The following is a 14,281-nucleotide window of genomic DNA, read 5'->3' on the forward strand; positions in this document are numbered from 1 at the left end:
ATGCAAAATTTTATTTTCAATGAACGAATCGAACCGAAAAAACGATCAGTCAATGAGAGAATTAAAGATTTTCGAGAAATTTATGAGATTTACAATCCCAATGAAGCTGCCACCCAGGCAGACAGGTGTGTGCAGTGTGGGGATCCATACTGTCACAACGCCTGTCCTTTGCACAACTTCATCCCTCACTGGCTCAAAACGGTAGCAGAGAAAGACCTTGAGCTTGCTTTCAAAATCTCAAATGAATCTTCTCCGTTTCCAGAAATCATGGGGAGAGTATGTCCTCAAGATAGACTTTGCGAAGGTGCGTGTACTCTCAATGAAGGGTATGGAGCTATTACCATTGGAGCCATTGAGACCTTTATCAGTGAAGAGGGTTTCAAAAAAGGAATGAGGCCGGAGTTTGAAAAGAAAAAAACCGGCAAAAAAGTAGCGATTGTCGGAAGCGGTCCTGCGGGTCTCAGTTGTGCGACATATCTCCTTCGACATGGTATCGAACCGCATGTATATGAGCGCTCTGATCGAGCAGGGGGGCTTTTGACATACGGTATTCCAAACTTTAAACTGGACAAAAAAGTTGTGCAAAGAAGGATCGACTGGCTTGTAGAAGCCGGTATGAAACTCAATCTTAATATCGAGGTAGGGAAAAATATCGATTTTGAAGAATTGCTGGAGAATTTCGATGCCGTCTTTTTGGGAATTGGGGCTACAAAACCAAGACGAGCAAATATTCCTGGCGAAGATGCCAAAGGTGCTTTTATGGCGATGGATTTTCTCACCAATGTACAAAGAAAAGTGTTTGGTGATGCCTATGACAGCTCTATGGAAGTAAAAGATAAGCGTGTGATCGTCATCGGTGGTGGTGATACTGCTATGGACTGTGTGAGAACTTCACTTCGTGAAGGTGCAGCCAAAGCGATCTGTGCATATCGAAGAGATGCTGCCAGCATGCCAGGGAGCAAAAAAGAGGTGAAAAACGCTCAGGAAGAGGGTGCAGAATTTGTCTATAACGTTGCTCCAACGAAGATCTTGACAGATGAAGAGAATAAAGTGATCGGTGTGGAATTTGTCAAAACGATTTCGACTGTTTCCAAAGATGGATCAAGAAAATTGGAGACGATTAAAAACAGTGAGTTTACAATGGAAGCAGACGTGGTGATTTTTGCTTTGGGTTTCGAAAACACACCTCTTGAATTTCTCTCAAAACATGGAATCGAGACCAATCAGTGGGGTGCGGTGAAAATTGATCAAAACTACGAAACGACAAAACCGGGTGTATTTGCCGGAGGTGACTGCTATAGAGGGGCGCATCTGGTTGTAACTGCGGCTTATGATGGAAGAGAAGCGGCAAAATCGATTGTGAGAAAGTTGATTGGATAGTGCAAAACTTTATCACTGATCTACGATCGGCACTCAAGGAGATCTATCGTACCGTGCGGTACGATATGATCGATGAACTCTATCAATACAACGGATACGGAGCCGGAGGGGATCTTTCATCCAATGTGGATCTGCTTGCAGAAAAAATCTACATAAAATATCTTTCGCATTATGGTCAGATAATATCTGAAGAGTCTGGAATCATCGGAAAAGGGGAGTGGAAACTGATTATCGATCCGATTGACGGAAGTGACAATCTCCTTTCATCTTTTCCCTACTATGGAACTTCTATAGCTGTACAAAAAGATGGAGAGATGCTTTTATCCTGTGTTGCCAACTTTGCAAACGGAGATCTTTTTATCAAATATGATGGAGGCTTTTTCAAAGGGAAGATTCTCGAATCAGATATGAAACCTGTAAAGTATCATCCTTTCTCCAAAATAGGCCTCTTTGAAAAGGCCTATGCAAATCCGAAGATTGTTGCAAGACTTAATGCCAATGGTTTGAAATTTCGAAGTCCAGGAGCTGTAGCTCTTTCGCTGGCGTATGCCTATTCAGTCAAGTATGTCCTGTTTGTAGGCAAGATCAGAGAGTATGACATTGCAGCGGGTCTGCATCTTTGCAGTGATTGTTATATCTATCAAGATACTACCACAATCATAGTCAGTAAGGACAAAGCAATTTTTGATAAGATTAAAGAAATAGTTTTAAAGGATGAGTAGTGGGGATCAGCGATTTTTTCAAAATACGTCGCTCTCAGCCAAGCACAAAAGAACAGCCAAGCCACTGGATAAAGTGTCCCAGCTGTAATGCACTCATGTACTACAAAGAGGTACAAAATCGATACAACGTATGTCCAAAATGCGGATACCATTTTCGCATAGGTGCACAGGAGCGTCTGGAGATTTTGTGTGATGAAGGAACTTTTGTCGAATATGACGCCGAGTTGGAACCAGTTGATCCGCTCAAATTTGTCGATAAAAAGAGCTACAAAAAGCGTATCGAAGAAGGTAAGAAAAAAACAGGGAGAGCCAGTTCCGCTATCAGTGGCGAATGTACGATAGAAGGAGTTCCTACGCAGATCGTGGTTTTTGATTTCGCCTTTATGGGAGGAAGTCTCGGTTCTGTGGAAGGAGAAAAGATCGTTCGTGCCGTCAATAGAGCTCTCGAGAAGAAACAACCTTTGGTGATTGTCAGTGCCAGCGGTGGAGCGAGGATGCAAGAGAGTACTTTCAGCCTTATGCAGATGAGCAAAACATGTGCGGCACTAGCAAAGCTTCATCAGGCAAAACTTCCTTATATTTCTGTACTCACAGATCCTACGATGGGGGGAGTGAGTGCTTCCTTTGCCATGATCGGAGATATCATTATGGCCGAGCCGGGTGCTCTCATAGGATTTGCAGGGCAACGGGTTATCAAACAGACTATAGGTGCTGATTTGCCGGAAGGGTTTCAGCGAAGCGAATTTTTGTTAGAACACGGTTTGATCGATATGATTGTCGAAAGACCTGCTATGAAAAAAACGATAGCAGATCTGTTGAAAATATTGTGGAAAGAGGAAAACGTTGTTTCCGAATGATCTGTATGCTCTGTGTGATAGATCGCTATTAAAAAGATTTGAAATTGATCTGGATGGATTTTTATCCATCGCCCAAAGATTTGGAGCCAAAATTATCCAATATCGCAACAAATCTGGGGAAATCGAAGAGAAAAAAAGGGATATACGGTATCTTCGAAAGAGATGGGACGGGATACTCATTGTCAATGATGAACTGGCTTTGGCATCTTTGTGTGACGGTGTCCATATCGGCCAAGAAGATTTGCACAATGTGCTGGATTCTTTTGGTATCCACTCAAAAAATGAAGCAGTAACTATCATAAAAAAGCTGTATGGTGCAAAAATGGTGGGTCTTTCTACCCATACATTACAAGAGATTCAAGAAGCCAATGAACTTGATCTGGAATATGTGGGATTGGGAGCGTATCGTAGCAGCATCACAAAAGATGTGCAATATGTTTTGGGAGAGAGACTCAGCGAAATCGCATTACAATCAAAACATAAGGTAGTAGCTATCGGAGGCATTCGACTGTTTGAGCCGATCGAAAATGTCTGGCTCAGAGCCATAGGAAGTGATCTTTTGATAAAAGGGCTGACATTTGCATAGGATTGCAATCTATTCAATCGGTAAAAAAGATGAAAAGTGCTATGAAGCCATCTATGAAGATTTGATCAAAAACAGCAAAAAATTTGCCCTTATCGAGACGAAGAACATTTTCAATAAAAAGATCAATACAGCACAAAGCGATGCGAAAAAAGCTATGCAAGCTTATAGTGACACCTTCAAGCCGTATATACTCAGTGACGGCTTCAATATTGCATTGGATCCCGAAGGAAAATGTCTGGACTCCTTTGCGTTTGCACACCTTTTGAAAGAGCATACGAAAGTAGCGTTTTTTATCGGCGGAGCGTATGGGTTGCAAAGATCTTTTGTACAATCTTGTGATATGGCTTTGAGTCTGAGTCCATTGACAATGAGTCATAAAATTGCGAAAATGGTGTTGTTGGAGCAGCTGTTCCGAGGGCTCTCGATTATACACAACCATCCTTATCACAAATGAAAGAGGAGTGATTATGCGTTTAAAAAAATATATTCTGTTTAGCCTTATTTTGATGGGCTTGGTGGGAGGTCTCATCTATACTCAGACAGAACAGACCTATACCTTGGAAGTGCTTGGTATTCCTGTGACGTTACCGATAGCCGTATGGGTCATACTCCCGATGTTTTTGATGTTTGTGGCTTCCTTCTTTCATATGGCATATTATTCTTTTATCAATTTTATGCGGCTCAAACGGTACAAAAAAGATTACGATACGCTGATTGCATCATTTGTGAACGCTTTGTATCGAGAGCCAAAAGCGCTTCAGTACAAATCGAAAGAGGCTAAAAATCTTGGAACGGTGAGCGATGCTTCCTATTTGATCCCGCAACATTTCAAAATAGATACAAAAGATGAGCGATTGCGAAAAGTGATCGATACATTGAAAGATATCAACAATGGAATGTATGTGGAACTTGAAGGTGTTCAACTCTCTCCTAAAAATCCGATACTATTGCGCAATATCGAGAACAGAATGAAAGAGGAGCCGACATACAGCGGTGTTGTTTTGAAAAACTGCAAAGAGTATCCAAAAGAGCTCTGCAAGAAAGCTTTACGTATTTTTATGGATTTCAGTGATATTGCGAAAATAAAAGAGTATGCATCACTGTTTGATATAGAAACACTGATTTATCTCATCCAGCATGTAAAAGAAGAGAAAAAGAGCATCGAGTATCAAGATATTCTGTATATCATTCAGCAAGCGCATATGGATTTAGATGGGAAAGATTATATTGCCATAGCGAGAGAAATTAAGGATGTTTTGGCACCTGATGAGCGATTGAAACTGTTTGAACTGCTCAAAGAAGAGGATGAAAAGAGTGAAGCAGCCTATCTGTATACACTGCTCGATCTTGAAATGATCGAAAAAGCAAGAGAGTTTCTTGAGACGACCAACGAAGAGGAGTTACAAGAGTTCAAAGCCTATCTGGAACTCAAAGAGTGTGGTAAAAACTATCCGTTGGAGCTGTTCGTATAGATGAAACTGGATTTTTCGAAGCCTTTGTATGTTCTAGCGCCATTGGCAGGGTATACAGATCTTCCTTTTCGAAGTGTGGTAAAAAAGTTCGGGGCCGATCTGACCATCAGTGAGATGATCAGCTCCAATGCCCTTGTCTACGATAGTAAAAAAACCTATAAAATGCTTGAAAAATCTCCAGATGAGGATCCCTATTTTGTTCAGATTGCGGGAGGCGATCCAGCAGTTGTCAAAGAGGCTGTGGAAAGACTCAATGAACTGGAGGGGATTGACGGGATTGATCTCAATTGCGGGTGTCCTGTACCGAAAGTTGTCAAACAGGGAGCCGGCAGTGCGCTTCTTGAAGATCTTGATAGACTTGGAAAAATTGTCCAGACCATCAAAGAGACTTCCAATAAACATTATACAAGCGTCAAAATTCGCTTGGGATTTACCGAAAACAGAGTTGTCGAAATCGTAAAAGTAATAGAGGAAGCGGGAGCCGATTTTGTCACTATCCATGGTAGAACGCGAAGCGGCGGATTTAAAGCGAAAGTGGATTATAAAGCGATTGCCCAGGCCAAAGAGAGTGTGTCTATCCCGGTTATTGCCAATGGAGATATTACAGACTATAAAAAAACGCAAGAGGTTTTATTGATAACAAAGGCAGATGGCGTGATGATTGGGCGGGGTGCCATAGGAAAGCCTTGGATTTTCTATCAGTTAAAACATGGCAAAGAGGATGTGGATGCATCCTTGAAAAAAGAGATCATATTAGAGCATTTTCACCAAATGATCCGTTTTTATGGAGAGTATGGTGCGGTACTGTTTCGAAAACATCTGCATACCTATTCCAAAGGATATCCCGGTGCCACCCATTTTCGGACGAAAATCAATGAAGTGGAAAATCCTGAAGAGATGGAGCAGATGATAAAAGATTTTTTCTAAAACTTTCCACTCGCTTTTCTTTTATACTCCTCTATCGTCGTAAATATCTCCTCTTTTTCTTGTGGCGGCTCGCTTGGCTCAAAATTGTGATTTTCAATGGCACTCTCAAAGGCCTCCATCGATTCGATTTCCCCCTCTTTGTATTTTCCAAGAAGAACGTTAGTGCTTCCTATCAAAACAAGATAATCGATTCCTTTAAAGGAGATGAGAGCGATTTTATTGTGTTCATCCAGAGGCTTTTCAAATTTGATCGTAAACTCCTCTTCCTGTTTTGGAACTATCACCTTTTTCTTTGCCACTTTGTTTGCCGAAGAGAGTTTTATCACAACGGCCAACATGATCAGTACAATGAAACCGCCGATAGAAATCAATATCCATATACCGGTATCTGTACTTTTATGGACTGTTCTTGCAAGCGTTTGGGTTGGTGCATAAATTTCAATTTTAAGGCTGAATCCATCTTTGGATTTCGCTGCACGCAGTTTGATCTTTTTTGTGGAGTAGATGATTACGTTGGATCCGTTTTTGGCCGGTAAAACATCGATTTGATACACATTTGGATTGTGCAGTTTTTTTTGCCATGGGGTTAGGATTTTAACGTCCTCAAGATAAAGAATAGTCTTGTCCTTTTCGTGTCTTTCGATGATCTTGCCATCAAAGGGAATATCAAAATTGAGCAAAAGATCGATTCCTCTTTTCGTCTCTTTTACATTGAGGTTAAGGATCATCGTTGCAAAAAGTTGGAGCGTAAGAAATAGGAAAAGTATAATTTTTTTCAATGCTCACTCCTGAGAGGTTTTACCAATTATAGTTTGATTTTGATAAATCCTTCATAAAATTTCTCTAAGTTTCGATATAATCCGAAAAAAAAAGTGTGCACATGGAACTGATTCTCGTTGGTATTCTTGTGGGTTTTCTTTCAGGTTTTTTCGGAATTGGCGGCGGAACGATTTTGGTGCCTATCCTTTTGTATTTAGGATTTGATATTAAAGAGGCTGTAGGGATATCAGTTACGCAAATGGTATTTAGTTCGCTTTTTGGGTCCTATCTCAATTTCAAAAAAAATATTTTCAAGATTCATGAGGGGTTGGCTCTTGGCATTGGCGGATTTATAGGCGCTCTTGGCAGTGGATACTTTTTAAGTATCGTTTCAAGCCATGTGCTTGAGTGGATGTTTTTGGGATTTGTTCTTTTTGCGATGTATCGCTTTTTCAAAGCCCCCACTATTGAAGGAGGAGCAAAGGAGATTCCTCCTCTAGTAATACTTGGAGTGGGAGTGATAGTTGGATTGTTGGCAATCAGTATAGGAGTTGGCGGGTCGATTCTCATTACACCAATCCTTGTTGGCTTTTTTCATATGGATGTGAAAAAAGCGGCTTCCATGGGTCTCTTTTTTGTGATTTTTTCGTCCATCAGCGGATTTTTGAGTTTGAGTCTCTTTGGACATATTGATTACAAAGATGGTTTGCTTGTGGGGGTATCTTCCCTTTTTGGGGTCTATTTTGGTATAAAGCTAGCCCATATGACACACCATGCGAAATTTAAAAAAGCTTTGATCGCTATCTATTCCATTATTTTGTTATTGGTTGTAAAAAAGATATTTTTTTAGAGGAGTTCAATGAAAAATCATATAGAAATTTTTGGAGCAAAACAGCACAATCTCAAAAATATTAATCTAAAAATTCCAAAAAACTCGCTTGTTGTCTTTACAGGACTTTCCGGAAGCGGAAAATCTACACTTGCTTTTGATACGCTCTACGCTGAAGGGCAGAGGCGATATATCGAATCTCTTTCAAGTTATGCTAGGCAGTTTCTCGATAGACTCGATAAACCGGATGTGGATAAAATAGAGGGGCTGACGCCTGCGATTGCGATCGAACAAAAAACCACAAGCAAAAATCCTCGCTCGACTGTCGGAACGATAACGGAGATCTATGACTATCTCCGGCTTCTTTATGCAAGAATCGGTCAGCAGCACTGTCACCTTTGTGGTAAACCTATTTCGCAAATGAATCCGCAAGATATTATCGATGAAGTGCTCAAGCTTCCTCAGAGTGCCAAAATGGTTATCACAGCACCTTTAGTCAAAGAGAAAAAGGGAAGTTTTGCAGATTTGTTGGAAGGACTTCGTCAAAAAGGGTATGTACGAGCCATGATCGATGGAGTGATGGTGCGACTCGATGAAGAGATTGAGCTGAGTAAAACGAAAAAGCACACTATTAAAGCGGTTGTGGATAGAGTTGTGATGAAAGAGGAGAATCGAAGCAGAATCGCCCAAGATATCGAAAAGGCTTTGCAAACGAGCTATGGGGAAGTGGAGATCGATATTTTGAATGCCGATGAGCTTGGTGTCAAATCGCATTATCACTACAGCGAGCATCTTGCCTGTTTTGATTGTAAAGTGAGTTTTGAACCCTTGGAACCTTTGAGCTTTTCGTTTAATTCCCCCAAAGGGGCTTGTGAGGAGTGTGATGGACTTGGTATTCGCTATACGCTGGATCTCCAAAAGATTATCGACCAGCACAAATCGATAGAAAAAGGTGCTATCAAATTTTTATATGGGTATAATAAAAGTTACTACTATAAGTTTTTGATGGCCTTTTGCGAGCAAGAGGGGATCGATACAACTGTTGCTTATGAAGAGTTGCCAGAACATCAGAAAAAAGCGATTTTATACGGAATGGGGCAGAAGGTCTCATTTAGATGGAAAAGCCATAACCTTGTCCGGGAGTGGCCAGGAATAGTGAAAATTGCCTATGATATGTTCCGCGATGAAACAGAGCTCGGTGAGTATATGAGTGAAAAGGTGTGTGACAAGTGTAGCGGCCACAGACTCAAGCAGGAGAGTTTAGCTGTCAGAGTTGCCGAAAAAGGGATAGCGGATATTCTGGATATGCCGATAGAGGAGGCGTATGAATTTTTTGCCAATGAGAGCAGTTTCTCCTATCTTTCTGAGCAAAAAGCGGCAATTGCCGCTCCAATTTTAAAAGAGATACGAGAGCGACTCTTTTTCTTGGTGGATGTAGGGCTTGGATATCTATCATTGGGAAGGGATGCCCGAACCATCAGTGGGGGAGAGGCGCAACGGATACGGATTGCGAGCCAGATTGGAAGCGGACTAACCGGTGTGATGTATGTTTTGGATGAACCGAGTATCGGTTTGCATGAAAGAGATACGCTCAAACTTATTCGAACACTGAAAAATCTTCAAAAAAAAGGCAACACTGTCATTGTCGTGGAACATGACAAAGAGACGATCGAGGCGGCCGATTTTATTGTGGATATCGGACCAGGTGCCGGCAAGCATGGAGGCGAGGTTGTATTTGCAGGAAGCGTGGATGAACTGAAAAAGAGTTCCACACTCACCGCACAGTATCTCAGTGGTGCCAAGAAGATAGAGTATTTTCATAGACGCCCGCAAAAAGAGTGGCTTCATGTAAAAAACGTTACGATCAATAACATCAAAGATTTGAGTGTTTTCTTTCCTTTGAGAAATTTTGTAGCTGTTACGGGAGTGAGTGGCAGTGGAAAAAGCTCGCTTGTTCTGCAAACTCTTCTGCCTGTGGCAAAAGAGGCGTTGAATCATGCAAAAAAGGTGCGTAAAGTAAGTGGTGTAACGATTGAAGGGTTGGAGCATCTCGATAAGGTGATCTATCTTGACCAGTCTCCAATCGGAAGAACCCCAAGGAGCAATCCCGCTACCTACACAGGAGTGATGGATGAGATTCGCGCTCTTTTTGCAAAAACGAAAGAGGCGCAAATTCGAGGGTATGGTCCGGGACGATTCAGTTTCAACGTCAAAGGCGGACGATGTGAGAAGTGCCGGGGAGAAGGAGAACTCAAAATCGAGATGCATTTTTTGCCCGATATCATGATCAAGTGTGATGCGTGTAAAGGGAAACGATACAATGAACAGACGCTAGAAGTGCACTATAAAGGGAAAAATATTGCCGACGTGCTTGCCATGAGTGTAGATGAAGCGCTGGAGTTTTTTAAAAATATTCCAAAAATCTATCAAAAACTCAAAACCTTGCAAGATGTTGGTCTTGGATACATCACTCTTGGACAAAATGCCGTAACTTTGAGCGGTGGAGAAGCGCAGAGGATAAAATTGGCAAAAGAGCTCAGTCGAAAAGATACGGGCAATACGCTTTATATTTTGGATGAGCCGACCACCGGACTTCATTTTGCCGATGTGGACAGGCTTATCAAAGTATTGCACCATTTGGTAGAATTGGGAAACAGTGTTATCGTAATAGAACACAATCTGGATGTCATCAAAAACGCAGACTATATCATCGACATGGGACCTGAAGGCGGGATACGGGGTGGAAAAGTCGTTGCCACCGGATCTCCCGAAGAGGTGGCTGCACATTATGAAAAGACAGGAAGCTTTACAGGAGAATTTTTAGCAAAAGAGTTGAGAGATGAGAGATGAAATCATAAGAAAAATACGGTCACTGCCACCACTGCCTAAAACGATCGAAGAGTTTGAGCAAGCGGTCAGTAAAGAAGATGTGGATTTAAATGAAGTGGTAACAATATTGCAAAAAGATCCGATGCTTGTTGCCGATATTTTGAAACATGTCAATTCGCCTTTTTACGGTCTCAGAGAAAAAATAGAGGATTTGGATAGAGCGCTCTCGTATCTTGGGTTGCAAGAGGTTCGGTCGATCGTCATGCAGCATTCCATAAAAAAACTTTTCAATATCGATATGGAACCATATGGAATAACAGCAGAGCAGTTTGCTCATATTTCACAAATGCAGTCAAAACTGATGGAGGTATGGTATAAAAAGATCAATCCTGCAAAGGTACGTTTTTTAAAACTGGCCGCATTTTTGCAAGAGCTTGGGAAAATTGTGATTGCAGATGTGATCATTCAAGAGGATATGGTCTACCCTTTCCGATCCGAGATCGAGATGACCAATGATATCGCTCATGTAGAGAAAAGTTTTATAGGTTCCTCAACAGCAGAAATCACTGGTGCTATGTTTGAGTATTGGGGGTTTGAAAAAGATCTTGTAGAGGCTATCTCGTATGCTGATGACTATGAAAAAGCAGATGATTTTTTTGAAGAGTCTTTAGCGCTCCATCTTGTCAAAAGAGCAGTTCCTGTCAATAAACCATTACATGATATAAGTATCACGATTGCCAAAAACATTGCACAAAAAAATGGAGTTGAGATAACCTCTTTTGAAGAAGCGATTGAGGCGCTGAAGGCTATTGCGTAAAACAGCTTTTTGCCTCTTTTTGTGTCATCGACTTTCCTATGCACAGTTTTTGTCTTTTAAGTTCGTTGATCGAACGATGCAGCTTCGCTTCATAGAAGCTTTGCGGAAAACTCATTAAAAAGACTCTGTCGCTTGTATCACTTTTTGGGTCCAGTGGATATTGTTGCAAACATTGATTGCCGCTTGATTTTTGCATGCATAGTATTCTTTGCTGTAAAATCGATATGATCGCGTCAATTTTTTTATCTCTTGCTGACGAAAAGAGTTTGCAAAAAGACTCATAAAACAAAGAGTTGTAAGAAAGAGAGTCCGCATCGCTATCCTTTTTTTTGTACAATTATACTCAAGATTTGTAAAGGGTTTGCATGCAGACATTGACCATCATCGATACGTTTGGTTTTTTCTTTCGAAGTTACTATGCTTTGCCGCCGCTCAAAAGTAAAAAAGGTTTCCCAACAGGTCTTCTAACCGGCTTTATCAATTTTATCAATTCATTAGTGAGCGAAGAGAGAAGCGATTACATTGTATTTGCTTTAGATAGTGAGGGACCGAGTTTTCGAACGAAGATCGATCCAGAGTACAAAGCGCAAAGACCAGAACCCCCGGAAGAATTGAAAATGCAACTTCCCGTTGCCATCAAATGGATTGAAGAGATGGGGTTTAAAACATTGTCAAAAGAGGGATTTGAAGCCGATGACATTATCGCTTCACTTGTCAAGTGTGCAAAAGATCAGGGGATCAAGGTAAAAATCGTCAGCCACGATAAAGATCTCTATCAACTCATCGATGACGGGAGAGTGGTGCTTTATGATCCGATTAAAAAAGAGGAGATTGACGAAACGAAAGCGACAAAAAAATTTGGCATTCCTCCAAAACTCATTAAGGATTATCTGGCGTTAGTCGGAGACAGTGCTGACAATATTCCTGGTGTCAAAGGTATAGGTCCCAAAACGGCAGTCAAGCTTTTAGAGCAGTTTGGATCTTTGGAAGGGATTTATGAACATTTGGATGAGGTGAGGCCAGAAAGAATCAAAAAGCTTCTTGAAGAGGGGAAAGAGAAAGCATTTTTGAGTAAAAAGCTGGTGGAACTTGATGAGAATGTTTTTGATCATTGCAATCTGCAAGAGTATCATCTGCCATCCATCAATCCTATTATAAAAATAGCGGATGAGCTGATTGATTATGATATAACAGCAATTTTACGGAAGCTCAAAGCAACTCCGATACAGCAAACAAAAAAACAGAGTGTCCGATTTGAAGCTGTCTGTCTCGATAGTTATGAAAAGTTAATCAATGTTATTCAATCCATTCCCGATGGGGCACTGGTTGCATTCGATACCGAAACAGATGATCTGGATACAAAAAAAGCGAATCTGGTAGGTTTCAGTTTTGCCTATAACGAGGATAGAGCCTATTATGTACCTGTTGGACACAACTATCTTGGTGTGGGTGATCAGGTGCAACTCAATGAAGCGTTGGAAGCTATCGAAAAGATTTTTGAACACACCATTATCGGACATAATCTCAAATTTGATCTTTCCTTGCTGTATCGATATGGCATTAATGAGAAAAAAGATATTATTGATACGATGGTACTAGCATGGCTTGTGGATCCTGGAAGCAGTGTGGGGCTTGAAAGTGTGGCGAAGCGGTTTTTGGATCATGATATGATCGCTTTCAAAGAGACGGTCAAGAAAGGGGAGGACTTTTCACAAGTCTCCATCGATGCTGCCTGCAAATATGCATCCGAAGATGCGATCATTACCTATCTGATTTATTTCAAACTCCTCGATGCTCTGCATAAAGAGGGAGCATCCCATTTAATCGACGAAGCCAAAAAGGTGGAGTTTCCTTTTGTCAATACCCTCATTCATATGGAGCAAGCCGGAATCAAAATCGATATACCATTTTTCGAGGAGTTGAAACGTTCGCTTGAAAAGCGAATTGATGAGATTACGCGACAGATTTACGAGTATGCCGGAGGCGAGTTCAATATCAACTCCACCAAACAGCTTGCAGCGATTCTTTTTGAAAAATTGAAACTTCCTCCACTCAAAAAGACAAAATCGGGATACAGTACGAATGAAACGACACTCCAGGCACTCAAAGAGAAACATCCGATCATTCCTTTACTGCTGGAATATCGTGAGCTGTATAAACTCAAAAGTACCTATATCGATCCGTTGATCAAATATGCCAAAAAAGATCCTCATCACAGAATCTATACAAGTTTTATCCAAACGGGAACAGCAACAGGAAGATTGGCAAGTAAAAATCCAAACTTGCAAAATATTCCGGTAAAAACCGAATTAGGACGCAAAATCCGATACGGTTTTATCGCAGGGGAAGGCAATCTTTTGATCGGGATAGACTATTCTCAGATAGAACTGAGACTGCTTGCACATTTTTCCAAAGATCCGGCTCTATTGGAAGCTTTTCAGAATGGTCGAGATATCCATATGGAGACTGCAATCAAACTATTTGGAAAAGATCATGCAAAAGAGAAACGAAATATTGCCAAAAGTATCAATTTTGGACTGATTTATGGCATGGGTAGCAGGAAACTTGCAGAGACGCTTGGTATCTCTACAAAAGAGGCAAAATCGATTATCGAAAACTATTTTGCTTCTTTTCCTACTGTCAAAAATTATCTCGAATCGATTGAGAATTTTGCGAAAACGCATGGGTATGTGGAAACACTGCTCAAAAGGAGACGCTATTTTGATTTTGCCCATGCAAACGGAGCACAATTAGCTGCATATTTGAGGGAAGCGACAAATACGGTCTTTCAAGGAAGTGCAGCGGATCTGATCAAAATGGCTATGAATACAATCAAATCGACAATCGATGAGCAGGAGCTTGAAGCAAAAATTCTGCTTCAGATTCACGACGAACTCATTTTTGAAGTACGAGAGGAACTTGCCCAGGAGCTGGCTCAAAAGTTTCAACATATTATGCAAACCATCTATCCACTCAATGTACCTATTGAGTGTTCTGTACAGATTGCCCGTAACTGGGGAGATTTAAAGTAGTTTAAATAAAAATTGTAATTAAAAAAAATGCATGAAATTTTTCAATATTTCTATACAATACAATAATTTTG

14 protein-coding genes are annotated in these 14,281 nt (G+C 40.9%); 11 read left to right on the forward strand and 3 right to left on the reverse strand.

What is annotated here, in order from left to right; all coding sequences use genetic code 11:
* The 7 genes from JG735_RS04195 to dusB are packed head-to-tail and all read left to right on the forward strand — an operon-like array spanning position 1 to position 5,944.
* Positions 1-1,380: a glutamate synthase subunit beta gene (locus tag JG735_RS04195; protein ID WP_201335575.1), complete on the forward strand. Its 1,380-nt coding sequence runs from the start codon at positions 1-3 to the stop codon at positions 1,378-1,380.
* Positions 1,380-2,102, forward strand: coding sequence for an inositol monophosphatase family protein (locus tag JG735_RS04200; RefSeq protein WP_201335576.1), 723 nt, complete (start codon positions 1,380-1,382; stop codon positions 2,100-2,102). Before JG735_RS04195 ends, JG735_RS04200 begins: the two co-directional genes overlap by 1 nt.
* Positions 2,102-2,959 carry an acetyl-CoA carboxylase, carboxyltransferase subunit beta gene (accD, locus tag JG735_RS04205; RefSeq protein WP_201335577.1) on the forward strand — a complete coding sequence of 286 codons (858 nt, stop codon included), beginning with the start codon at positions 2,102-2,104 and terminating at the stop codon, positions 2,957-2,959. Before JG735_RS04200 ends, accD begins: the two co-directional genes overlap by 1 nt.
* Positions 2,946-3,545 carry a thiamine phosphate synthase gene (locus tag JG735_RS04210; protein WP_201335578.1) on the forward strand — a complete coding sequence of 200 codons (600 nt, stop codon included), beginning with the start codon at positions 2,946-2,948 and terminating at the stop codon, positions 3,543-3,545. The genes accD and JG735_RS04210 overlap by 14 nt, the downstream gene beginning before the upstream one ends.
* A complete protein-coding gene (locus tag JG735_RS04215; RefSeq protein ID WP_201335579.1) occupies positions 3,538-3,999 on the forward strand; it encodes a 23S rRNA (pseudouridine(1915)-N(3))-methyltransferase RlmH in 462 nt (153 codons plus the stop codon). The genes JG735_RS04210 and JG735_RS04215 overlap by 8 nt, the downstream gene beginning before the upstream one ends.
* Positions 4,000-4,012: 13 nt before the next feature.
* Positions 4,013-5,017: a hypothetical protein gene (locus JG735_RS04220; RefSeq protein ID WP_201335580.1), complete on the forward strand. Its 1,005-nt coding sequence runs from the start codon at positions 4,013-4,015 to the stop codon at positions 5,015-5,017.
* Positions 5,018-5,944 (forward strand): tRNA dihydrouridine synthase DusB, encoded by a 927-nt coding sequence (gene dusB / locus JG735_RS04225; RefSeq protein WP_201335581.1) that lies wholly within the window; start codon positions 5,018-5,020, stop codon positions 5,942-5,944.
* Here dusB and JG735_RS04230 read toward each other — a convergent pair.
* Entirely contained in the window at positions 5,941-6,723 is a 783-nt protein-coding gene (locus JG735_RS04230; RefSeq protein WP_201335582.1) for a hypothetical protein, read from the reverse strand. The two genes, dusB and JG735_RS04230, sit on opposite strands and share 4 nt — an antisense overlap.
* Before the next feature lie 101 nt (positions 6,724-6,824).
* On the opposite strand from JG735_RS04230, the gene JG735_RS04235 reads away from it, so the two are divergent.
* Genes JG735_RS04235 through JG735_RS04245 form a run of 3 tightly spaced genes read left to right on the forward strand, consistent with a single transcriptional unit; the run spans position 6,825 to position 11,178 of the window.
* Complete coding sequence (locus JG735_RS04235) at positions 6,825-7,553, forward strand: sulfite exporter TauE/SafE family protein (RefSeq protein ID WP_201335583.1); 729 nt, start codon at positions 6,825-6,827, stop codon at positions 7,551-7,553.
* A 9-nt stretch (positions 7,554-7,562) separates the two neighbouring features.
* Positions 7,563-10,382: an excinuclease ABC subunit UvrA gene (gene uvrA, locus JG735_RS04240; protein ID WP_201335584.1), complete on the forward strand. Its 2,820-nt coding sequence runs from the start codon at positions 7,563-7,565 to the stop codon at positions 10,380-10,382.
* Positions 10,372-11,178, forward strand: a complete 807-nt coding sequence (locus JG735_RS04245; protein WP_201335585.1) for an HDOD domain-containing protein — start codon at positions 10,372-10,374, stop codon at positions 11,176-11,178. The genes uvrA and JG735_RS04245 overlap by 11 nt, the downstream gene beginning before the upstream one ends.
* On the opposite strand, the gene JG735_RS09855 is transcribed toward JG735_RS04245, so the two are convergent.
* Together JG735_RS09855 and JG735_RS04250 are read right to left on the reverse strand one after the other, a co-directional pair.
* Positions 11,168-11,293, reverse strand: coding sequence for a hypothetical protein (locus JG735_RS09855; protein WP_255529344.1), 126 nt, complete (start codon positions 11,291-11,293; stop codon positions 11,168-11,170). The two genes, JG735_RS04245 and JG735_RS09855, sit on opposite strands and share 11 nt — an antisense overlap.
* Entirely contained in the window at positions 11,293-11,493 is a 201-nt protein-coding gene (locus JG735_RS04250; protein ID WP_201335586.1) for a hypothetical protein, read from the reverse strand. The genes JG735_RS09855 and JG735_RS04250 overlap by 1 nt, the downstream gene beginning before the upstream one ends.
* Positions 11,494-11,543: 50 nt before the next feature.
* Here JG735_RS04250 and polA point away from each other — a divergent pair, with 50 nt between their 5' ends.
* Positions 11,544-14,210 carry a DNA polymerase I gene (gene polA / locus JG735_RS04255; RefSeq protein ID WP_201335587.1) on the forward strand — a complete coding sequence of 889 codons (2,667 nt, stop codon included), beginning with the start codon at positions 11,544-11,546 and terminating at the stop codon, positions 14,208-14,210.
* Positions 14,211-14,281: the final 71 nt, after the last annotated feature.

This window comes from Nitratiruptor sp. YY08-10, assembly GCF_016629565.1.
Taxonomy (GTDB): domain Bacteria; phylum Campylobacterota; class Campylobacteria; order Campylobacterales; family Nitratiruptoraceae; genus Nitratiruptor.

Bases quoted from the DNA above. Each gene is read 5' to 3' on its own strand.
- JG735_RS04195 (WP_201335575.1), top strand. From the start codon at position 1: ATGCAAAATTTTATTTTCAATGAACGAATCGAACCGAAAAAACGATCA.
- JG735_RS04220 (WP_201335580.1), top strand. From the start codon at position 4,013: ATGCGTTTAAAAAAATATATTCTGTTTAGCCTTATTTTGATGGGCTTG.
- dusB (WP_201335581.1), top strand. From the start codon at position 5,018: ATGAAACTGGATTTTTCGAAGCCTTTGTATGTTCTAGCGCCATTGGCA.
- JG735_RS04235 (WP_201335583.1), top strand. From the start codon at position 6,825: ATGGAACTGATTCTCGTTGGTATTCTTGTGGGTTTTCTTTCAGGTTTT.
- uvrA (WP_201335584.1), top strand. From the start codon at position 7,563: ATGAAAAATCATATAGAAATTTTTGGAGCAAAACAGCACAATCTCAAA.
- JG735_RS04245 (WP_201335585.1), top strand. From the start codon at position 10,372: ATGAGAGATGAAATCATAAGAAAAATACGGTCACTGCCACCACTGCCT.
- JG735_RS09855 (WP_255529344.1), bottom strand. From the start codon at position 11,293: ATGAGTTTTCCGCAAAGCTTCTATGAAGCGAAGCTGCATCGTTCGATC.
- JG735_RS04250 (WP_201335586.1), bottom strand. From the start codon at position 11,493: ATGCGGACTCTCTTTCTTACAACTCTTTGTTTTATGAGTCTTTTTGCA.
- polA (WP_201335587.1), top strand. From the start codon at position 11,544: ATGCAGACATTGACCATCATCGATACGTTTGGTTTTTTCTTTCGAAGT.